Source organism: Archangium sp. (assembly GCF_045802675.1).
Classification (GTDB): Bacteria; Myxococcota; Myxococcia; order Myxococcales; family Myxococcaceae; genus Archangium.
Genome location: NZ_JBJMQO010000119.1, coordinates 35,194 through 55,394 on the forward strand (window position 1 = coordinate 35,194; position 20,201 = coordinate 55,394).

Here is a 20,201-nt window from a genome sequence, read left to right on the forward strand (position 1 = left end):
TGAACCTCGCGCCTCCTGCCGGTAGGGAGGCGCGAGCCCCATGCCCCCGCCGCGCCGCCCCTTCAAGCGAGGGCTCTTCGTCCTCCCGCTGCTCGCCCTCCTGCTCGTCGCCAGTGGAGTGGCCGGGCGTGCATGGCTCCAGGGAGAGGCGGCGCGCGCCCGGGTGCTCGCGCGTGTGAAGCCCGCGCTGGAGTCTCGCCTGGGCCCGGTGCGCATCGGCGACGACTTCCACGTCGGGTGGACGGGCACGGTGACGCTGGGGCCGGTGGAGCTTCCGGGCATGCGGCCCGAGGGTCCTCCGGTGGTGCGCATCTCGCGAGTCACCGTCCACCTGCGGCGGCTGGCACTGCTCTCGGGTCATGTCGAGGCGAGCCAGGTGGTGCTCTCGGACGTGCGGGTAGACGCCGGACCTCGGGGGCAGGAGGTACGGGCCCTCGTCGAGCGGGTGCGCGAGGCGCGTGAGAAGTGGCCCTCGTCCCCCACCCCGGCCTCGTCCGGGGGCGCATCCCGCGAGCTGCCCGAGCTGGTGCTGAAGGACGTGTACCTGGCCTTCGAGCGGCAGGGCCGGGTGGAGTGGGGCCCGCTCTCGGCCCGGGTGCGGCTGGAGGGCACGGCGGAGACGCCTCGGATGGAGGCCACGGCCGAGCTGCCCGGCGGAGGAAGCGCGGGGGTGTCCCTCCAGCGCGAGGCGTCCGGCATGTCGGGGACACTCCGGGGACGGGGCATCCCGGCGGGCCCGCTGCTGTCGCTCGCGGAGCCGCCCGTGCGACTGGAAGGGGGCACGCTGGAGGGAGAGGTGCGGGTGGACGCCTCGGGCGCCACCTTCTCCGTGGCGATGACGGGACTGTCCGTGAACAGCGCCCAGCTCGCCCCCGAGCCGGTGGGGCCTCTCGCCTTGTGGGCCGAGGGCCGCGCGCACTGGGACCTGGAGCGCCGGCACGCGCAGCTCGAGCCCCTGCGGCTGAGGGTGGGCGAGCGCCGCGAGGCATGCGTCGAGGTCCACGGTGAGGCCTCCTGGAGCGACGAGCCCCGTTTCTCGCTGCGGGCGGAGCTGCAACCGCTCTCCTTCGAGCAGGCCATGGCGGCGCTGCCCGCCGCCCTCGTGCCCGGCACCGAGCTGGCGCGGCTGGAGGGCCATTTCCAGGCCTCGCTGTCGCTCTCCGGTCCGGTGTTCCGGCGCCCGGATTGGGAGGTGAAGGCGACGCTGGACCTGTCGGAGCTGAAGCACTCGGCCAGGGCGGGGCCGCTCGCCTGGCTGCGAGAGCCCTTCGCCTACCGGCCGCTGACGACGGAGGGCCGTGGGCGCGAGTTGCACATCGGCCCGGGCAACCCCTCGTACGTGCCGCTGGCCGAGCTCCCGCGTCCGCTGGTGCGCGCGGTGCTGCTCAGCGAGGACGCTGCCTTCTGGGTCCACCGGGGCTTCGACTTCGAATCCATCCGGGGCATCCTCCTGACGCCCGAGGACGACAAGGTGCGCGGTGGCTCCACCCTCACCCAGCAGCTCGCCAAGAACCTCTTCCTGTCCCGGGAGAAGACGTTCGCGCGCAAGGTGAAGGAGGCCTTCCTCACGCTGGGCCTGGAGGCCTCGGTGCCCAAGGAGCGGCTGCTCGAGGTGTATTTCAATATCATCGAGTGGGGACCCGAGCTGTATGGCATTGGCGAAGCGGCTCGGCACTACTTCGGGAAGGATGCGCGAGAGCTGAGCATCCGCGAGTCGGCCTTCCTGGCCACCATCATCCCCAACCCGGTGCGCTACCACGTGTACTGCAGCCGGGGAGCGCTCTCCGATATCTGGAAGAAGAACGTGGAGAACCTGCTGACGGAGCTGTACGAGGGGGGCGACATCACCCTGGCGGAGTACCAGGACGCCCTCGCCGCACCGCTCGTCTTCGCCGGCCACCACGGCTCGCAGCCGCCCTCCGACGAGGAGACGCCCGTCCGCACCGCCCCCCGGGAGTGACGGGCCCGTGGATTTGCCCTTTTCACTGCGCATCGATGCGCAGTGGATTTGCCCTTTTCACTGCGCATCGATGCGCAGTGGATTTGCCCTTTTCACTGCGCATCGATGCGCAGTGAAACCCGGAATTCGTGTGCAGGAAGGTACAGGCGTCCCTTGACGTGGACGGTCCCTCCAGCGGCTGGGATTCCCTCGCGCGGATTCGATACACAAGTGCGCGAATTCACGAGCCCAGGTACTGGCCTTCGGCTTGCTCTGGCATGACCCCGCTGCAATTCGCAGCAATGACTGGAGAAAAACATGAAAGAAAAGAACGACAGCAACAGCCTGTCCGAGCTGACGCTCGAGCAGGCGCGGGCGTCCATTGCCAGCGCCCTGGAGCAGGGCAACGCCGGGCAGTACAACATCGGCCGAATCTACAATCAGATCGTCGTCCGCAATCTGGCGAAGAAGAATGGCTACGAGAGCACCGAGGCCTTCTTCAACCAGCACTTCAAGGCGCTCTCGCAGGCGATGCTGACCCGCTACGGCACCGTGGCCAAGAAGTTCTCCGAGGAGGCGTGCAGGAAGTACGGCGTCACCAACCTGATCGCCCTGCGCAACTACGCGAAGACGGCCAACATCCAGATCGCGAGCGACGATCCGGGCCCCACGCCCATCGACGTGCCCCAGGAGGACGGCGGCATCGAGCAGAAGCCCTTCTCCGAGTGCAGCGTGGTCGATCTGAAGCTGGCGTCGAAGCACAAGCGGGAGCCGTCCCGCGCGACCATGCCCGCCGAAGAGGAGGCCCGTGTCGAGTCCATGCGCGACAGCATCGACCGCCACTTCGGCGAGAACTCCCAGGTCCAGATCAAGGCGAGCGTCCAGGACGGGGAGACCTTCCTCACCATCCAGGGCGTGCCCTTCAAGCAGGTGGATCGCCTCATGGAGGCGCTCCTGGATGGCTTCATGCCCCAGCCCGTGCGCGCGGCGGGCTGAGCACACGGCCGAGAGCACGGCGACGGCGTCCGGTCAGGTGTCCGCGCGCAGCGTGAAGATGGACACCTCGGCCGGCACGCCGAGCCGGAAGGGCAGCCAGTGGCCCGTGCCGCCCGACACGTAGAGCTGGCCGTCACCGCGCCGGTAGCGGCCCAGCATGTAGTCGAAGGCGAACCGGAACAGGGGCATGCCAAAGACAGCCACCTGCCCGCCGTGCGTATGCCCGGCGAGCGTGAGCCGCGCGCCCCGCTCCAGCGCGAACGGGAAGAAGTCCGGGTGGTGAGACAGGCAGATCACCACCTCGTCCGCCGACGCGCCCTGGAAGGCCACCTCCGCCGAGCGCCGCATGCGCTCCATCTTCGCGCGCATGGCGCGCCGGGTCCCCATGGGGTAGTCCACGCCCACCACGCGCACCCGCTGCCCGGCATGCTCGAGCACCTGCGCCTCGTCCACCAGCAGGCGGACCGGGCTCCCACGGCGCGCGCTCGCCGCGTAGGCCTCGAGGATGGGAGGGAGGCCGCGCCAGTGCTCGTGGTTGCCGAGGATGGCGAGCATCCCGTGCGGCGCCCGGCACGCCTCGAGCGCGGCCATCGTCCCGTCGAGCTGTGTCAGGTCGTCGATCAGGTCTCCCGTCATCACCTGCAGGTCGACCTTCGCCTCATTCATCGCCTCCACGGCGGCACGCACGTACTCGGCGTCGATGAACGCGCCGACGTGGATGTCGGTAATCTGGCCGATCCGGAAGCCGTCGAGCGCCTGGGGCAGGCCCCGCAGTCGCACCTCCACCTGGCGCACCTCGAAGCCGGAGGAGCCGGCCACGAGGCCCGCCGAGCTCGTCCCCGCCGCCAGCAGCGGCAACGCACGTCCCACCCCGGTGAGCAGACTCCGTCGTTCCATGTCGACCTCGACCTCGACCTCGACCGGGGGCGCCGCCACGAGGCTCCCGCTGCCCGTCTCCAATACGGGAACCAGGCTCGCGCGGGCGCGCGCGCGGCGTCCACGCAGGAGCGCGAGGGGCCACCCCAGCAGCAGCACCAGGCCCACCGCGACGATCCACCCCGAGCTGAAGAGCTTCAAGGGCATGCCCACCCCCGGCAATACCCCATGCTCACCGAGCCCCAGCACTATCGGCAGGGCGAACGCCAGGACCGACAGCGCCGACAACCCGAAGAAGGTATGCCGGCGCCACCCGTCGCGGAGCTCGGGCCACAGCTGGCGCAGCACGAAGAAAGAGCCGAGGTTGACGAGCGTGATGAAGAAGAGTCTCCCCATGGGCGCCAGTGCATAACAAAGCGCGCCCCCACGTGCCGGTCGAACGCTCGGCCGTGCTCCGGGTGGGCCCTCACGCGAAAGGCCGTCCTCCCGTGTCGGGGAGCCTTGGCCGGGGTGGCCCCATGTGCGACGGTCGGCCACCATGAGCGAGCAGGACGAGGCCACCGCCCGGGCCGTACGCGAGCGCTATGCGGAGCTGACCGCCAAGGTGGACACCTTCTTCACCCGCGTGCAGGGCCGCTACGGGAGCGCCATGCAATGCAAGGCGGGGTGCACGGCCTGCTGTCATGTGCGGCTGTCCGTCACCGCGCTCGAGGCCAGTGTCATCCGCGAGGGGCTCGCCGGGCTGCCGGAAGAGGAGCGTGCACGGCTGGCCCTCCAGGCGAAGCAGGGAGCGCGGGGAGCCTGTCCGGCACTCGAGGCGGATGGGCGCTGCGCCCTCTACGCCTGGCGCCCCCTGGTGTGCCGCTCGCACGGGGTCCCCATCCGTCACCGGGAGCCGGGAGGCGAGGCGTCCGTCTCCGCGTGCGAGAAGAACTTCGAGGCCGGGGCCGGGCTGCCCGATGTGTCGCCGGACTGTGTGCTCGACCAGACAACCCTGTCCACGGTGCTCGGTGCGCTGGACGCGGCCTACGCGGACGCTCGGGGTGCCCGGCGGGGCGAACGCATCCCGCTGGACACGTTGCTGGCGGAAGCGGGCTCGTGAGCGCGGCGCTCTAGTATCCTGGGCACATGCCCAACAGCCTGCTGGTCGTCCACGTCCACGTCCATGTCAAGCCCGAGTGGGTCGACGCCTTCCGCGACGCCACCCTGGCCAACGCGCGCGAGAGCGTGAAGGAGCCGGGCATCGCCCGCTTCGACGTCATCCAGGACAGTGAGGCTCCAACGCGCTTCGTGCTCGTCGAGGTCTACAAGACGCCCCAGGCCCCCGCCTCGCACAAGGAGACGGCGCATTACCTGACGTGGCGCGACACCGTGGCGCCCATGATGGCCGAGCCACGCACCTCCCGGAAGTACGTCAACCGGTTCCCTGACGACGCGGGGTGGTGAGATGGGTGTGACGGGCTTCGAGTTCGCCACCGCTACACGCATCCTCTTCGGGGCCGGCCGGCTGGCGGAGGCGCCCGAGGCGGTGCGGGCCCTGGGCGGGCACAAGGTGCTGCTGGTCACGGGCCGCAACCCCACGCGCGCCGGGCCGCTGCGCGAGGGGCTCGAGCGGCTCGGCCTCTCCACCGTCACCTTCGCGGTGGAGGGAGAGCCCACCGTGGAGCTGGCGCGGGAGGGGACGTCCACCGCGCGGAGCGCGGGGTGCGACGCGGTGGTGGCCTTCGGCGGGGGCAGTGCGCTGGACGCGGGCAAGGCCATTGCCGCGCTCGCCGCCAATGGAGGAGAGCCGCTCGACTACCTGGAGGTCGTGGGCCGCGGGCAGGCGCTGACGAAGCCCTCGCTGCCCCTGGTGGCCATTCCCACCACGGCGGGGACTGGCTCCGAGGTGACGCGCAACGCGGTGCTCGGGGTGAAGGAGGCCCAGGTGAAGGCGAGCCTCCGCAGCCCCTTCATGCTGCCCCGGTTGGCCCTCGTGGATCCGGACCTGCTGGCGGGCGCGCCCCGCGAGGTGCTGGCCTCCAGCGGGCTGGACGCGCTCTCCCAACTCATTGAGCCCTTCCTGTCGGCCCGGGCCAACCCGCTCACCGACGCGCTGGCCCGCGAGGGCATGGGCCGCTCGGCCCGCTCGCTGCGCCGCGCGGTGCTGGAGGGCCCCGACGCGGCGGCGCGAGAGGACCTGGCGCTCGCGAGTCTCTTCGGGGGCCTGTGCCTGGCCAACGCGGGCCTGGGGGCGGTGCACGGCTTCGCGGCCCCCCTGGGGGGCATGTTCGAGGCGCCGCACGGCGCGGTGTGCGCGGCGCTGCTTCCCGCCACGTTGGAGGTGAACCTGCGCGCGCTGCGGGCCCGTGCTCCCTCGCACCCGGCGCTTCCGCGCTTCCAGGAGGTGGCCGTGCTGCTCACCGGGCGTGTGGACGCCCGGGCCGAGGACGCCATCTCCTGGGTGCGGGAGTTGTGTCAGGCGCTGGGCGTGCCGGGGCTCGGGCGTTACGGATTGACGGAAGCCGAGGTGCCACGGCTGGTGAGCCGCGCGAAGGCAGCCAGTAGCATGAAGGCCAACCCCCTCCCCCTCACGGACGAGGAGCTCACGGACATCGCCATCCGCTCACGGTGAGCGAGAGGACCCCATGGCCAATCGGATCAGCCGCATCACCTCCTTCGTCGAAAAGCACAAGCTCGGCTTCGGTGTCGCGCGTCTCATCATGATGAGCGGGGTGAACGTCCGCAGCTTTGGCCCGAATGATCCGGACCCCCCGGACGCCCTCCGGCGTCTGGAGCAGGCGTTGCCCCAACTGTTGTCGGCCCAGGAGTTGCTGGAGTTGCAGAACCTTCTCTCGGAGGCATGAAGATGACGGTCTCAATCGGAGTCGGAGTCGGAGCTGCAGCGGATGCGGAGAAGGCCGTGCGGGCCGCGGTGGAGCAGGCCCGCACGCAGCTCGGAGGCCTGCCCGCCCAGGCGGCCTACCTCACCGCGACGGTGGACTACGACGCCGCGCGCGTCCATGCCGCCTTCCGGGAAGCACTTCCGGGAGTGGCCCTGCACGGGGTGACCACGTCGCTGGGTGTGCTCACCCCGGCCGGCGTGCGCAACGAGGGCTACGGCGCCGTGGCGGTGATGCTGCTCGGAGGAGTGCCGGGGACGGCCTTCGTGGCCTCCTCCACGGAGGTGGACGGGCGCCGGGCCGGCGAAGCCGCGGCGCGCGAGCTGGTGCGCAGGGCGGGCGGAAGGATGCCGCGGATGATCCTCTTCAACGCCTCGCCCGGCGAGGAGGAGGCGATGCTGGAGGGCATCGCGAGCGTGTGCCCGGACGTCCCGTGTCAGGGAGGCAGCGCCGCGGACCACGCCATCGCCGGACAGTGGAGCGTCTTCACCCACGAGGGGCCAGTACCCGCGGGCGTGTCGCTGCTGGGCGTCTTCGGCGAGGTGCGGGTGGGGACGGCGCTGTCCACGCCCTACAGCCCCACGGGAGAGCGGGCCCGAGCCACCGGAGCCCAGGGCCGCACGCTGCTGACGCTGGATGGCCAGCCGGCCGCGCGGGTGCTGGCGCGGTGGATGGACGGCGCCATCGACGACCAGATGCGCTCGGGCGGCAACATCCTGGCGCAGACGGCGCTGCGGCCCATCGCCGTGCGCCGCGGCGTGGGCCAGGGAGAGCACTACGTCACCGTGCACCCGGCCCATGTCCACGCGGACAAGGGCACGGTGGACGTCTTCGCCCGCATCGAGCCCGAGGACGAGGTGTGCCTGATGAGCGGCACCGCCGAGGGTCTGGTGAACGAGGTGGCCCACCTCATCGACAAGTCGCTGGCACAGGGCGGCCTCACCGTGCGGGACGTGAAGGGCGCCTCGCTCATCTTCTGCGCCGGGTGCGCGGGAGCGCTGGGGCCTCGTATCGACGAGGGCCTGCGCACCTTCGCGCGGCTGCTGCCCGGTGTGCCCGTGCTCGGCCTGTGCACCTTTGGCGAGCAGGGCCACATCCCCGGCCTGGGCAACGTGCACCAGGATCTGTCGCTCAGCCTGACGCTCTTCGCCTGAGGCTGACGCCGGGCCGTGCGTCAAGCCCTACTCCGCGTGTGGTACGGGTCCTCGAATTCGAGGACTCCGTAAACCTCCGCCAGGAGTGACACACGGCCCGTCACGGGGGTGCACTGCTCGTTGCACCCCCAGCGGTACGGGGCCATTCCGCGCTATACCTGCACCGTTCCCTCCGCTCCCCCCGGCGGACGACAGGAGCGCGTCGCACTCATGGCTCGTCGGTCTCCCGTGCATCCCTTCCTGGCGCTGATGGCGCTCGCCGCGAGCGCTTGCGCGTGGGTTCCTCCCGCGGAGCCCGAAGCGCCTCCAGCGGCGGAGACGAAGGCGCCTCCACCCCCGGAGCCCACGGCCTGCCTGACGGCCCCCATCGTGACGAACGGCAGCCGCCACCGGATGCGGCTCGCGCTCACCTTCGACGCCTGCTCCACGCACAGGAACGAGTACGACGAGCGCGTCATCCGCACCCTGCTGGAGACCGGCACGCCGGCCACCCTCTTCATCGGCGGCGGCTGGGCCCTGGCCAACCCGCGCACCGTCCAGGAGCTCGCGCAGTACCCGGACTTCGAGTTCGGCAACCACACCTTCTCCCATCCCCACATGCCCGAGGTGAAGGAGGACCGGAAGGTGCTGGAGGAGCTGCTGCACACCCAGCAGGCCGTCTATGACCTGACGGGCCGCATCCCCAAGTACTTCCGCCCGCCCTTCGGTGAGGTGGACAAACGCGTCGCCTGGCTCGCCTCCCAGGCGGCGCTCACCACCATCAACTTCGACCTGCCTTCGGGAGATCCGGACGAGACCGTCACCACGAAGCGGCTGGTGGACTGGGTGCTGCGCAAGGCGAGCCCCGGAGGCATCGTGGTGATGCACATGAACCACAAGCGCTTCCCCACCGCCGAGGCGCTGCCAGACGTCATCAAGGGGCTGCGCAAGCGGGGCTTCGAGCTCGTCACGGTGGGCACGCTGCTCGAGGACGACACCTGGCCCACGTGCACGCACGCCGAGGAGCCCACGCGGCCCCTGGTGGCGGACGTCATCCCCTGACGCGCGGCTTCCAGAAGACGCGCTCGCTGACGCCCGGGGCGGCGAACCCCGGCAGCTCGCCGACCTGACGGTACCCGTGGCGCTGGTAGAAGCGCTGCGCCCCCTCGTTGAAGTCGGAGGTGAGCAGGAACCAGCCTCCGGGAGGCTCTCCGCACCCGGCCTCGTAGGCCGCCAGCAGCTGCGCGCCAAGCCCCGAGCCATGACGATCCTCCCGGATGGCCAGCGTCCGCAGGTAGGCGCCGGTGCCGAAGGTGCCCCGGGTGAGGAACCAGCACACGCCCACCGGTCCGCTCTCGTCCGAGGCCAGGAGCAGACCCTCTCCGCGCTCGAGCGCGCCGCGGAAGCGCGCCGCCAGGGCCGTGGCCTCCAGACCATAGGCCTTGAAGAGCGGGAGCGGTGCCAGCGCGGCGGCCAGCGCGGGCAGGTCCTCCGGAGTCGCGGGGCGGATGACGGCGGGCATCGGGTCCTCTCGGTTGCGGGGAGCGCCGGGAGATTGGACCGGAGCGCCGTGCCAGACAACAGGACTCGTGCTCAGCCGGCGCGGAGCGCCGCCGCGAGCCGGGGGAGCACCTCGCCGGCACGCGCCTCCACGCGCACGTCCACCAGCTCGCCCCCGCGGCACTCGCCCATGTTGACGAGCCCGACGGGCAGGTGGCGATCCGCGGCGCGCTGGAGGAAGCGGAAGCCCGAGTAGATGGCCAGGGACGAGCCCACCACCAGCAGCGCGTCCCCCTCCTCGAGCAGCGAGAACGCGGCCTCCACGGTGGGCGGGGGCACGTTGTCGCCGAAGAAGACGACGTCCGGCTTCAGCGTCCCGCCGCAGCGGGTACACGCGGCCACCTGGAAGGCCGCCACCGCCTCCACGGGCAGCTCGGCGTCCCCGTCCGGCCGCGGCTCGGCCGTCCGCTCCGCGAAGCCCGGGTTGAGGGCCAGCAGGCGCTCCTGCAGCTCCGTGCGCGGCTCGAGCGCCTCGCAGTCCAGGCACCGCACCCGGGCCAGCGCCCCATGCAGCTCGATGACGCGCTGGCTGCCGGCGGCGTGGTGCAGCCGGTCCACGTTCTGGGTGATGAGGCCGAGCACGTGCCCGTCGCGCTCCAGCTCCGCGAGCGACTGGTGCGCCGCATTCGGACGCGCCGACGAGAAGCGGGGCCAGCCGAGCAGGCTCCGGGCCCAGTAGCGCGCACGCACCTCGGGCCGGGTGAGGAACTCGCGGTGCTGGATGGGATTGCGGGCGCGGGCGCGCGTGCCGGGCCCCCGGTAGTCCGGGATGCCCGACTCGGTGCTGCACCCGGCGCCCGTGAGCACCACCAGCCGGCGGCCCCGAAACAGCGCGGCCAGGGCGTCCACGCCCTCGGTCGCATCGACAACGGACGGTGTTTCCAGGGGGGTGGTCATTCGGCTGGAATCTATAACGCGCCTTCCGCGCGCCCGCCGTCCCCCGGCCTGGAGACCGGGCGTCCGAGCCGCCTACGGGTTCTCCGGCTCCTCCTCTTCCAGCACCACGCGCTCCGGCCGCCGCAGCACGTACAGCAGGGCGATGCCCGCGAGGAGGCCCCCCGCGATGAGCGGCGCGCGGACCTCCGACCCGGGGCCGAAGACGCGGCCGCCAATCATCACCAGGCAAACCAGTACGCCCGCCCCGGGGATGACCACCGGCACCTCGAAAGCGCCCCGGGGCTCACCCGGGCGGAGCTTCAGCACGAGGAGCGAGCCATTCACCACCACGAAGGCCCCCAGCAGCAGCAGTGACGTGGCGTCGGCGAGCTGGCGGATGTCGCCCGACAGCGCCAGCGCCAGGACGATGACCAGGAGCACGAGGATGGCGACGTGCGGCGTGCGGCGGCCCGGGTGGACGCGGCCCAGGCGCGCCGGGAGCAGCCCCTGGCGGGACATGCCGTACAGCAGCCGCGAGCCCATGACGTAGTTGAGCAGGGCCGTATTGGCGACGGAGAAGATGCTGATGGCCGTGAAGAGCACGGGCGGGAAGGCGGGAGCGGCCTTGCGCACCACGTCCACCAGCGCGGCCTTCGACTGGCCCAGCTCGCGGTAGGGCAGCACCGACACGGCGGTGATCGCCACCAGCACGTAGAGCACCGTGGCGATCAGCAACGCCAGCAGCAGCCCCAGCGGCAGGGTGGTGCGCGGCCGCTTCACCTCCTCGGCGACGTTGAGGAGATCCTCGAAACCGATGAACGAGAAGAACGTCAGCACCGCGCCCTGCAGCAGCAGGCCCACGGTGATGCGGGCCTCCGTGCCCCCCTCCCCCGGCGGAATCTCGAGGTAGTCGACCGAGCCCCAGGAGCTCATCCCCACGCCGATGACGAGTAGCAGCCCGGTGAGCTCCACGGCGGTGCACACCATGTTCATCCACGTGCTCTCGCGCATGCCCCGGAAGACGACGAGCGAGAGCAGCACGAGGAACGCGGCGGCCAGTGCCCCGGTCGGCAGCCGCACGCCCAGGGCCTGCAGGTACCCGGCGATGATGCGCGAGCCGGTGGCCATCGACGTCAGGCCGGAGGCCGCCACGCCCAGGCCGATGAGGAACGAGACGAACGGAGCCCGGAAGGCGCGGTGGACGACATAGGGTGCGCCCGCCGCGCGGGGGTAGCGCGAGCCGATGTTCGCGTAGCTCAGCCCCGTCAACAGGGCGACAACCATGGCCATGACGAACGCGAGCCAGACGGCGTTCCCCATGAGGCCCGCGGCCTTCCCAATCAGCCCGTAGATTCCCGCCCCGAGCATGTCCCCCACGCCGTAGACCGTCAGCGCTCCCAGGCCCATCGTCCGGACCAGGGTCGGCTGTGGGGAGGAGGTGTCTTCGCCAGCGGCCATGGTCACCGTCTTACACATGGCGCCCGTCCGGTTCGACCTGACCCGGGGGGACTTGTCCGGAAGCCGCCAGCTGCCGCCCACGCCGGGCTGGATCGCCGCGGCGTGCTGGCATCATGAGCCCATGAGGAAGGTGCTCTGGCTCGCCGGCTATGTCTGGGCGCTCCCGGTGACGATGCTGGGACTGATGCTCTCCATGCTCTTCGCCCACCTCGAATCCGTGGACGAGGAGGGCATCCTCCACTTCGTCGTCCAGCCCGGCACGCCCCTGGCCTGGTACATGCGCCGCTTCCACATCTCCGCCTTCACCGTGGGCGCCGTGGTGACGTATTTCGGAGCGGACGGCCCGCGGCAGATCCGCCTGGTACGCCACGAGCGCGCGCACGTCCTGCAGACGCTCGTCCTCGGGCCTTTCTTCCTTCCCCTCTACGTCCTTGCCTCGCTCTGGCAGCTCGCGCGCGGGGGCCACCCCTACCGCGACAACTGGTTCGAGGTCCGCGCGCGCGCGGCGGAGGTCCCCGGCTACCGCGCCCTACGACTCGTGCGCTAGAGCCACCCGCGTGTGACACAATGAGCGGGCCATGCCCGCCCAGCCCTGCATTCGCGGCTTCATGTCCAGGATGATGCTCGACGCGGCCAGGGGCCTCCCGGCCGACAAGCAGCAGCGGGTCTTCGCGCTCACCCCGGAGCCGGTGCTCGCCCTCATCGAGTCCACCCCCCGGCTGGGCTGGATACCCCTCGAGCAGAGCATGAAGCTGTCGGACGCCGTCCACCAGACGCTGGGAGACCCGGGCTTCCGCCATTTCTTCACGACGCTCTCGGAGCGCATGCTGACGTACCCGCTGCTGCAGTCGTTCTTCGACGGGGCGGCGCGGCTCTTCGGGCTGACGCCCCAGGCACTGCTGAAGTGGTCCCCCTACGCCTGGGAGCAGTCCTTCCGGGACTGCGGCAGGCTCGTGTACGTGCCGCACCGCGAATCGGTGAACAACGGCCGGGCGGAGCTGGTGCTGGAGGACTTCTCTGCCGCGCTGCTGCGCTCGGGCACCTTCGCCGAGTCGCTCGCGGGCACCTTCGACATGTACCTGCGGCGCGTCTCCAAGAAGGGCCAGGTGGAGATCCGCGAGCGCGACCTGGAGAGGGGCCGCGTGGTGTACGACGTCTCCTGGGAGTAAACGGGGCCCGGCTCCGCTGTAACGCCTCACTCAGCCCCCCCTGGGACCGCGGAACCACGCGCGTGTTGACCTCACGACACAGCCCTCGGCGCACCGCGTCGTGCCCGCCAGCGTCTGCACAGTATTCTTCTTAGACGGGATTTCTGTTATATCCGTGAAGCCGGCCAATCAGCCGAGCCCCTGTTTCACTTTGTAATCCCAATATTCCAGGAGTCTTCCATGTTCTCTCGTCTCAACGGGCAGGGCCTGACCCTTGCCGTGACGCTCGCGGCCACCTGCATGGTGGGCGGCGACGCGGTCGCGAGCACCATCAACCAGAACACCTCGTGGACCATCAACCGCACGGGCGCGACCGGGACGTACCGCGTCGTGTCCTACGGCGACTCCATCTTCGCCGGCTACAACGGCTCGCTCTTCAGCGTGGCCAAGCGCGCCGCGCCGCTCGTCGAGGGCGAGTACCTGGGCAAGACGCTCAACGCCAACGTCGAGGTCGTCCGCCGCACCAAGTCCGGCGCGAAGGCCGACGACATCTACAACAACAAGATCATCGCCGAGCGCTCGTACATGCAGGCGACGAACACCCGCGTGGTGTCGTTCGAGATGTGCGGCAACGACTACCTCCAGGCGCGCTCCGCCTTCACGGACCAGACGGGCACCTGCAGCTACGCCGGCATGGACACGGCCCTGGCCAACTGCACCTCGTACACCGAGAAGGCCATGCAGGCCATCAACACGTACGCCACGACGGCCAAGGCCAAGGTCGTCATGAACATCTACTACCCGGGCTACAACGCGGACAACGTGCTCACCAACTGCACGGACTCCACCACCGGCACGAAGATCAACAAGCGCGCCAAGTTCCTGCCCTACCTGGCCAAGAGCAACTGGCGCACCTGCAACCTGGCGGAGAAGTACGGCTTCAAGTGCGCCGACTCCTTCGCCGAGTTCATGGCCGCCGACTACGACTCCAACGGTGACGGGCAGATCGACGCCGACTCCATCCGCTACCGCTCGGGCGAGACCGAGGCCGACTACGTCACGCGCATCACCAGCACGTACGCCGGCCTCCTGCGCGACTCCAACACGCACCTCGCCAACGCGAGCACCAGCGTCGACTACCTCCAGTCCGACGACACCCACCCGACCTACTACCTGGGCACCATCGGCACGGGCTCGGGCTCGGGCACGGCGGACTTCGCCGACACGGCCGTCGTGGGCGGCAAGAACACGTCGTGGGACAAGACGGGCCACGAGCGCGCGGGCTGGAGCCTGTCCACGTACAACCCGACCACGCCGTAGTCGGAGCAGTCACCCGGGCGGGGGCCTGAGTCCCCGCCTGGAGTCCTCCTGCCCCCTCCTCGCCGGAGGGGGCCGGTGCGGGAGTCTCTGCTAGGGTGCGCGCCCATGTGCGGCCGGAAGCCGCCGCCCTCCGATGACCCCGCCCCCCTCGCTCGTCCCTCCCCCGCCCTCTCCCACCGAGCCCCTCTCCCAGGAAGGCTGGCTCGCCCCGCTGGCGCTCGCCGGACATGCGCTGCTGGGCTTCGTGCTGGCGCGCACGCGGGGGCACTACCGGGGTGACTTCATCTTCGTCGTCGTGGCCCTCCTGCTGCTCTGGCTCGTGGGGCTGGGGGTGTCCCGGCCGGTGCCGGCCCGCGTGGCGCGGGACAGGACGCGCGCCTGGGCCTGGGGTGTGGCCGCCTTCTTCACCGTCTACGGCCTCGTCCTCTCTCCGGGCCTCAACCTGAAGCCGGAGGTGGACCTGCGGCCCTTCTCGCTGCTGGGAGGCCTCGCGGTGCTGCTGGTGGGCAGCTGCGCCATGCCCGTGGGCCCGTCCTCGCGCCTCGCCCGGTGGCTGCGCGCGGCACGCACGGTGGGCTTCTTCGTCCTCCCGTTGGCGCTCGGACTCGAGCTCATCGCCGCTTCGCCCGCGCCCCTCATCGACGTCTGGGAATTGCACCAGCAGGGAGCCCAGGCGCTGCTGCACGGGCAGCCCGTGTATGGCGGGGCGCTGCACGCCGTGGACTCGTACTCCTTCGCGCGGACGATTGACGCGTACGCCTACCCGCCGCTCAACCTGCTGCTCACCACCGCCGCGTTTGCCCTCACGGGGGAGACGCGGCACGCCCAGCTCGCGTGCATGTTGGTGGGGGCCTTCTTCTTCTGGCGGGCGGCCCGGCGCCGCCTGGAGCCGGAGGACCCCCTGCCCGAGCTGCTCGTGGCCTGTCTCCTCTTCCACCCGCGCGCCCTCTTCACGCTGGAGCAGGCCTGGGGCGAGCCGCTCGCGCTGCCCTTCCTCGGGGCCTTCGTGTACTTCGTCGGCGAGCGCCGGAGCACGGCCGCCGCGGTGGCCCTGGGCCTGCTGTGCGCGACGAAGCAGCACTTCGTCCTGTACCTGCCCCTGGCCCTGCTACTGCCCGGGCCCCGCTGGCGCACCGCGGCCCTCACGGTGGGGACGGCGGCCGCCACCTTCGTCCCCTTCCTCCTCTGGACGCCCGAGGGGCTGTGGAAGGACCTGGTGGTGCACCACCTCACCAACCCCTTCCGTCCGGACTCGCTCTCGCTGCCGGCGTGGGTGGAGCACCACGGCGGGGCCCTGCCCGGCTGGCTCGGCTTCGCGGGGGCGCTGGCCCTGTGGGCGCTGACGCTCGCGCGGCGCCGGAGCCCGGAGCGGATGCTGCTGGGCAGCGCGCTCGTCTTCGGCGTCTTCTTCTTCCTGGGCCGCCAGGCCTTCTGCAACTACTACTACCAGGTGGGCGCCACGGTGCTCGCGGCCGTCGTCGCCTCGCTGGGGAGCCGCCCGGTGGAGGAGGCCGGAGCCGGCTCGCCCGGCGGCTCGCGGGAGGCCCAGGCCTCCAGGGCCCCTCCGCTGGCGGCCTGAGCCGGCGGGCGAGAAAGGCAGTCCTCTACTTCCCCGGGCTTCACGGGTAGGGTGCACGACATGAATCGGATGCTGGAGCTTCGAGCGCGGTGGACCCTCGTCACCGGCGCCTCTTCCGGGCTGGGCCAGGAGCTGGCCCGGTCCATCGCGAGGGACCAGGGCGGCCACGTGCTGTTGGTGGCGCGGCGGCGCGACAAGCTGGAGGCGCTCGCCGAGGAGCTGCGCTCGCGCCACGGCGTGCAGGCGGCCTGCATCGTGGCGGACCTGTCGCGGCCCGAGGACGTGGAGCGCGTCTACACCGAGGCCACGCAGGGGCGGGACGTGCACGCCGTCATCCTCAACGCGGGCGTCACGTACTGGGGCGAGGCGCTGAAGCTGGACTGGAGTGCCTTCCAGGCCATGCTGGACACCAACGTCACCAGCATGGTGCGCCTGTCCACGCTCTTCGCGCGCCACTTCGTGGAGCGGCGCACCGAGGGCGGGCTGCTGCTCGTCTCGAGCGTGGCGGCCTTCATCCCCGTGCCGTACCAGGCGGCCTACAGCGGCACCAAGGCCTTCATCACCAGCTACGGCCAGGCGCTGGCGCAGGAGGTGCGGGCGCAGGGCGTGTCCGTCACCGTCTTCGCCCCGGGCGGCATCGCCACGGAGCTGCTGGAGAAGTCCGGCATGTCCAACCGCTTCAAGGCGGGGGACTTGGGGATGATGAGCGCCGAGGAGTGTGCCGCGCACGCGCTGCGCGCCTTCGTCCACCGCAAGGAGCTCTCCGTCCCCGGGCTCATCAACCAGACGCTCGCGCTGGCCGCGAGGCTGCTGCCGCGGGGTTTCCTCGCCCAGCGCACGGCCGCCATGTACCGGCCCTGAGCCCTACTGCTGCCGGGCCAGCTCCTCGTGGATGGCCCGCAGCAGCGCCTCGTCGGGCAGGCCCTTCTCCCAGTCTCCGGGCAGCTCGACGCGCACCGACTTCGCGCCACCGCTCGGCGTGCAGACGACGTGGAAGTGGTTGCGCGCGCCGTCCACGCGCGCCGCCTCCGTCTTCTCCGAGTCCTTGCCCAGCCCCGCGAAGGCCTGGATGCAGGACCAGGTGATTCCGTCCGAGTCCTTCACTTCCCGAGGCATGCCGTCGTTCTCCTTGCGCGGCGTCGAGGGGGATGCGTCACGAGTGCCGCGGCCTGCGCCAGAAGGGATGCCAGCCGCCGCGCCTGCCGAGCTGCTCCGCCACGTCCCCCTCGAGGGGCAGGTTGAGGCGCTCGCGCCGGAGCAGCAGCAGCTCGCGGATGACGATCTGACAGGCGCCCACGATGGGCACCGCGAGGAAGGTGCCGAGCACGCCGGCCAGGTCCGCGAAGAGGATGATGCCGAGCAACGTCACCAGCGGGTTGAGCTCCACGGTGCGCTTGTAGACGACGGGCGCCAGCACGTGGTTCTCGAACTGCTGGTAGACACAGACGTAGGCGAACACCGCCACGCCCTCCACCCACCCGCCCGAGGCGATCGCCACCAGCATGAGCACGCACCCCGCCAGCGTCGCGCCCAGCAGGGGGATGAGGCTGCCCAGGCCGGAGAGGATGCCGAGCGGCAGGAAGTAGGGCACGCCGAGGATGGCCAGGAAGAGCGTGGCGCAGGTGGCGTTTACCACGGCGATGAAGGCCAGCCCGCTCAGGTAGCCCCCCACCGAGTGGTACACCTTGCCCATCACCCGCTCGTAGCGCTGGCGGTGGACCGGGAGGGACTCGGCGAGCACGCCCCGCACCACCCGGCCGCCGTAGGCCAGCATGAAGATGACGAGGAAGAGCACGGTGATGACGGCGCCCGCTCCGGCCAGCAGGCCCCGCAGCAGGCGCAGGGCCGGGTCCACCGCCCATTGCAGCAACCCGCTGCTGCCCTTCCCCAGCGCGCCCAGCCGCTGATCAATGTGCAACCGCGTGTCGAGCCACCGGAAGAACTGCGTCTCGTGGAGGCGCGCGTTGAGCTCGGGCAGGCGGTCGGCCAGGTCGCGCACCTGGGCCACCGTGGGCGGGATGATGAGGAAGCTCACCCCGGTGAGCGCTCCCAGCAGCAGGGCCAGCACCACCGCGATGGCCACGGGCCGTCCCAGCCCTCGTCTCTGCAGCCAGTCCACGCCGTGGTTGAACGCCACCGCCAGGAGGAGCGCCATCACCACCAGCGTGAGGGTGACGATGGCGTGAATCACCAGGTAGATGGCCGCCGCCACCCCCACCACGGTGCCGCAGATGGTGAGCACCGTCTTCACCGTCACCTGCGAGCGGGGCACCGGCACCGGCTCGCGATCATTCACGGGCTCGACGGGCGGACGCACGGGCCTGTCGGGTTCCACGGACAACCTCCCCTCCAGCGAGAGCCTGCGGGAAAGCTGGGGCTCCGCTGGAAGGAACGGCAGTGCTTCTCACCGGATGAGACGCCAGCCGCCCGTCCGCCCGGCCGCTGCTTTTGCCCGCTTCCGGCGGCGTTCGGGCCAAACCCGGGTGCCTGACTAGAATGGCGCCGCAATGGGTGACAACCGATGGACCGATGAGCTCCTGGACGGCCTGCGCCAGCGGGGAGATCCGCTCGCGGACGAGACCGTGAAGAACCTGTTCCGCCAGGGGCAGGTGGAGACCGCCAACGCGCTGCTCAAGCAGCTCATCCGCAATGATCAACTCGTCCCCGAGACGCTGCCCGGACTGCTGCGCGAGTACCTCGTGCGCACCGAGGCCCTGCCGTCCTGGGCGGACCCGGAGCGGATGCGTCAGGGCGAGGCGCTGTTCGGCCGGTATGGGCCGCAGGCCGTCGTCTCGCTCTTCTGCGGGGCCCTGCCGGCGAGCTACGCGGCGGCCCAGGGCGTCCAGGTCCTCCACCTCACCGCGCGGCTGGCGACGGACCCGTACCGCCGCATCATGGAGACGGCGCAGATGCTGGTGGACGTGCTGGCGCCGGGCGGGCTGGCGCCGGGCGGCAACGGCGTGCGCAGCGCCCAGAAGGTGCGGCTGATGCACGGGGCCGTGCGCCACCTGATTCTCGAGAGCGGGCAGTGGAACCCCGCCTGGGGCCACCCCATCAACCAGGAGGACCTGGCGGGGACGCTGTCCGCCTTCTCGTACGCCGTCGTGGTGGGGATGGAGAAGCTGGGCTGCACGTTGTCCCAGCGCGAGCAGGACGCCTATTTCCACTGCTGGCGGGTGGTGGGGCACGTGATGGGGTTGGAGCCGGCCGCGCTCCCGGAGGACATGGCGGACTGCGCGGCGCTCGCCGCCGTCATCCAGCGGCGCCACTTCCGCGCGTGCCCCGAGGGACAGGAGCACACGCGCGCGCTCATCCAGATGGCCGAGCACGTCACTCCCGGAGACCTCTTCGATGGGCTCGCCGCCTCGCTCATGCGCCACATCCTCGGCGACGACGTCTGCGAGATGCTGAAGGTGCCCCCGGCGGACTGGACGCGGCATCTGATTGGCCCCCTGGCGCTGTGGGGGAGGACGTCGGACGAGCTGGGGGACCGCTCGCGGGCGGTGGCGAAGCTGGCGGAGGTGTTCGGCCGCAAGCTGGTGGAAGGCATGATGTGGATGAACCGCGGCGCCGGGCGTCCGCCCTTCCGCATCCCCGCCACGCTGCGGGAGTCGTGGCACGTGGAGGGCCGCGAGCCGCGCTAGAGTGGGGCCATGAGCGCACCCCGGTTGGTGGCCGAGTTCACGAGCGCCGAGGACTTCCTCGGCGTTCATCAGCGGGAGATTCTCAAGGGCGGGCTGCTGATCCGCGGTGCCTCGCTGCCGGCGGCAGCCGCGCTGGGCGCGTGCGTGGTGGTGGTGTCCGTGGCCGGCCAGGCCCCGGTGGAGGCGCCGGCGCAGCTCGCCGCGGCCATTCCGGGCGTGGGGGTGGCGGTGATGTTCCCCTCGCCTCCGGGAGCCCTCCTGGCGCTCGCGGAGCGGCTGCGCGCGGCCCCGCAACCCGCGCCCTCCGAGGTGGAAGAGGAGTCTGGGGCCGGGCCCGAGCCGGAGGGTGACGTGCCCCCCGCCCCCGCGCACAACCCGCTGATGTCCGCGCGGCTGGCCGCCCTGAGCGTCACGGAGAAGATGCAGCTCGCGCTCTCCGGGGACCGGGAGGCCCGGGCGTACCTGCTGCGGGACACCAACAAGGTCCTCCACGTCTACGTGCTGCGCAACCCGCGGCTCGGGCTGGACGAGGTCATCTACGCGGCCAAGCTGCCCTCGCTGTCGCCCGAGGCGCTGAAGGTCATCGCCGAGCACCGCGAGTGGGGCGTCAACACCACCATCTGCACGGCCCTGGCCCGCAACCCGCGCACGCCGGTGCCGCTCGTGCTCAAGCTGCTGCCCCGCGTGCCCATGCAGGAGCTGCGCGTCATCGCCAAGGGCCAGGGCCGCGCGCCCATCGTGCAGGCCGCGCGCAAGCTCGTGCTGAACGAGCACTGAGGCGCTCCTCGCC

Annotated in this window: 21 protein-coding genes; 15 read left to right on the forward strand and 6 right to left on the reverse strand. The window is 71.1% G+C overall.

The annotated features are described in order from the left end of the window. Window positions 1-40 precede the first annotated feature (40 nt). The gene (locus ACJ8AN_RS33175) at window positions 41-1,960 is read left to right on the forward strand and encodes a transglycosylase domain-containing protein (RefSeq protein ID WP_407759559.1); all 1,920 of its coding nucleotides are present in this window, start codon (window positions 41-43) and stop codon (window positions 1,958-1,960) included. A gap of 297 nt (window positions 1,961-2,257) precedes the next feature. Then, complete coding sequence (locus ACJ8AN_RS33180; RefSeq protein ID WP_407759560.1) at window positions 2,258-2,935, forward strand: hypothetical protein; 678 nt, start codon at window positions 2,258-2,260, stop codon at window positions 2,933-2,935. A gap of 33 nt (window positions 2,936-2,968) precedes the next feature. On the opposite strand, the gene ACJ8AN_RS33185 is transcribed toward ACJ8AN_RS33180, so the two are convergent. Beyond that, a complete protein-coding gene (locus tag ACJ8AN_RS33185; RefSeq protein WP_407759561.1) occupies window positions 2,969-4,207 on the reverse strand; it encodes a metallophosphoesterase in 1,239 nt (412 codons plus the stop codon). Window positions 4,208-4,349: 142 nt separating this feature from the next. On the opposite strand from ACJ8AN_RS33185, the gene ACJ8AN_RS33190 reads away from it, so the two are divergent. The 6 genes from ACJ8AN_RS33190 (at window position 4,350) to ACJ8AN_RS33215 (ending at window position 8,888) form a co-directional block, all read left to right on the forward strand. Continuing rightward, entirely contained in the window at window positions 4,350-4,913 is a 564-nt protein-coding gene (locus ACJ8AN_RS33190) for a YkgJ family cysteine cluster protein (RefSeq protein ID WP_407759562.1), read from the forward strand. 26 nt (window positions 4,914-4,939) lie between these two features. Further along, complete coding sequence (locus ACJ8AN_RS33195; protein ID WP_407759563.1) at window positions 4,940-5,257, forward strand: antibiotic biosynthesis monooxygenase; 318 nt, start codon at window positions 4,940-4,942, stop codon at window positions 5,255-5,257. Window position 5,258: 1 nt separating this feature from the next. Then, on the forward strand, window positions 5,259-6,425 hold the full coding sequence (locus ACJ8AN_RS33200; RefSeq protein ID WP_407759564.1) for an iron-containing alcohol dehydrogenase: 1,167 nt from the start codon (window positions 5,259-5,261) through the stop codon (window positions 6,423-6,425). 13 nt (window positions 6,426-6,438) lie between these two features. Continuing rightward, window positions 6,439-6,657 carry a hypothetical protein gene (locus tag ACJ8AN_RS33205; RefSeq protein WP_407759565.1) on the forward strand — a complete coding sequence of 73 codons (219 nt, stop codon included), beginning with the start codon at window positions 6,439-6,441 and terminating at the stop codon, window positions 6,655-6,657. A 2-nt stretch (window positions 6,658-6,659) separates the two neighbouring features. Next, window positions 6,660-7,847, forward strand: a complete 1,188-nt coding sequence (locus tag ACJ8AN_RS33210) for an FIST signal transduction protein (RefSeq protein WP_407759566.1) — start codon at window positions 6,660-6,662, stop codon at window positions 7,845-7,847. A gap of 210 nt (window positions 7,848-8,057) precedes the next feature. Continuing rightward, window positions 8,058-8,888: a polysaccharide deacetylase family protein gene (locus ACJ8AN_RS33215; protein ID WP_407759567.1), complete on the forward strand. Its 831-nt coding sequence runs from the start codon at window positions 8,058-8,060 to the stop codon at window positions 8,886-8,888. On the opposite strand, the gene ACJ8AN_RS33220 is transcribed toward ACJ8AN_RS33215, so the two are convergent. From ACJ8AN_RS33220 to ACJ8AN_RS33230, 3 genes are all read right to left on the reverse strand, one after another. Then, complete coding sequence (locus ACJ8AN_RS33220; protein WP_407759568.1) at window positions 8,878-9,348, reverse strand: N-acetyltransferase family protein; 471 nt, start codon at window positions 9,346-9,348, stop codon at window positions 8,878-8,880. The genes ACJ8AN_RS33215 and ACJ8AN_RS33220 overlap by 11 nt on opposite strands. 71 nt (window positions 9,349-9,419) lie before the next feature. Continuing rightward, window positions 9,420-10,283, reverse strand: a complete 864-nt coding sequence (locus ACJ8AN_RS33225) for an NAD-dependent protein deacetylase (protein WP_407759569.1) — start codon at window positions 10,281-10,283, stop codon at window positions 9,420-9,422. 72 nt (window positions 10,284-10,355) lie between these two features. Then, a complete protein-coding gene (locus tag ACJ8AN_RS33230; protein ID WP_407759570.1) occupies window positions 10,356-11,720 on the reverse strand; it encodes an APC family permease in 1,365 nt (454 codons plus the stop codon). Between ACJ8AN_RS33230 and ACJ8AN_RS33235 the strand changes: the two genes are divergently transcribed. The 5 genes from ACJ8AN_RS33235 to ACJ8AN_RS33255 all read left to right on the forward strand — a co-directional run bounded on the left by ACJ8AN_RS33235 (window position 11,719) and on the right by ACJ8AN_RS33255 (window position 16,628). Next, window positions 11,719-12,267, forward strand: coding sequence for a hypothetical protein (locus tag ACJ8AN_RS33235; RefSeq protein ID WP_407759571.1), 549 nt, complete (start codon window positions 11,719-11,721; stop codon window positions 12,265-12,267). The genes ACJ8AN_RS33230 and ACJ8AN_RS33235 overlap by 2 nt on opposite strands. A 31-nt stretch (window positions 12,268-12,298) precedes the next feature. Then, on the forward strand, window positions 12,299-12,889 hold the full coding sequence (locus tag ACJ8AN_RS33240) for a hypothetical protein (protein ID WP_407759572.1): 591 nt from the start codon (window positions 12,299-12,301) through the stop codon (window positions 12,887-12,889). 219 nt (window positions 12,890-13,108) lie between these two features. After that, window positions 13,109-14,188 carry an SGNH/GDSL hydrolase family protein gene (locus ACJ8AN_RS33245; RefSeq protein WP_407759573.1) on the forward strand — a complete coding sequence of 360 codons (1,080 nt, stop codon included), beginning with the start codon at window positions 13,109-13,111 and terminating at the stop codon, window positions 14,186-14,188. A gap of 133 nt (window positions 14,189-14,321) precedes the next feature. Then, entirely contained in the window at window positions 14,322-15,767 is a 1,446-nt protein-coding gene (locus ACJ8AN_RS33250; protein WP_407759574.1) for a hypothetical protein, read from the forward strand. 60 nt (window positions 15,768-15,827) lie between these two features. Further along, a complete protein-coding gene (locus ACJ8AN_RS33255; protein WP_407759575.1) occupies window positions 15,828-16,628 on the forward strand; it encodes an SDR family NAD(P)-dependent oxidoreductase in 801 nt (266 codons plus the stop codon). A 3-nt stretch (window positions 16,629-16,631) separates the two neighbouring features. Here the strand turns inward: ACJ8AN_RS33255 and ACJ8AN_RS33260 are convergent, their stop codons facing one another. Both ACJ8AN_RS33260 and ACJ8AN_RS33265 read right to left on the reverse strand, forming a co-directional pair. Then, window positions 16,632-16,883 (reverse strand): hypothetical protein, encoded by a 252-nt coding sequence (locus ACJ8AN_RS33260; protein ID WP_407759576.1) that lies wholly within the window; start codon window positions 16,881-16,883, stop codon window positions 16,632-16,634. A 37-nt stretch (window positions 16,884-16,920) separates the two neighbouring features. Continuing rightward, window positions 16,921-18,102 carry an AI-2E family transporter gene (locus ACJ8AN_RS33265; protein WP_407759577.1) on the reverse strand — a complete coding sequence of 394 codons (1,182 nt, stop codon included), beginning with the start codon at window positions 18,100-18,102 and terminating at the stop codon, window positions 16,921-16,923. A 172-nt stretch (window positions 18,103-18,274) separates the two neighbouring features. Between ACJ8AN_RS33265 and ACJ8AN_RS33270 the strand changes: the two genes are divergently transcribed. Further along, window positions 18,275-19,411, forward strand: coding sequence for an oxygenase MpaB family protein (locus tag ACJ8AN_RS33270; RefSeq protein WP_407759578.1), 1,137 nt, complete (start codon window positions 18,275-18,277; stop codon window positions 19,409-19,411). A 9-nt stretch (window positions 19,412-19,420) separates the two neighbouring features. Then, on the forward strand, window positions 19,421-20,188 hold the full coding sequence (locus tag ACJ8AN_RS33275; RefSeq protein ID WP_407759579.1) for a hypothetical protein: 768 nt from the start codon (window positions 19,421-19,423) through the stop codon (window positions 20,186-20,188). The last annotated feature ends 13 nt before the right edge of the window (window positions 20,189-20,201 follow it).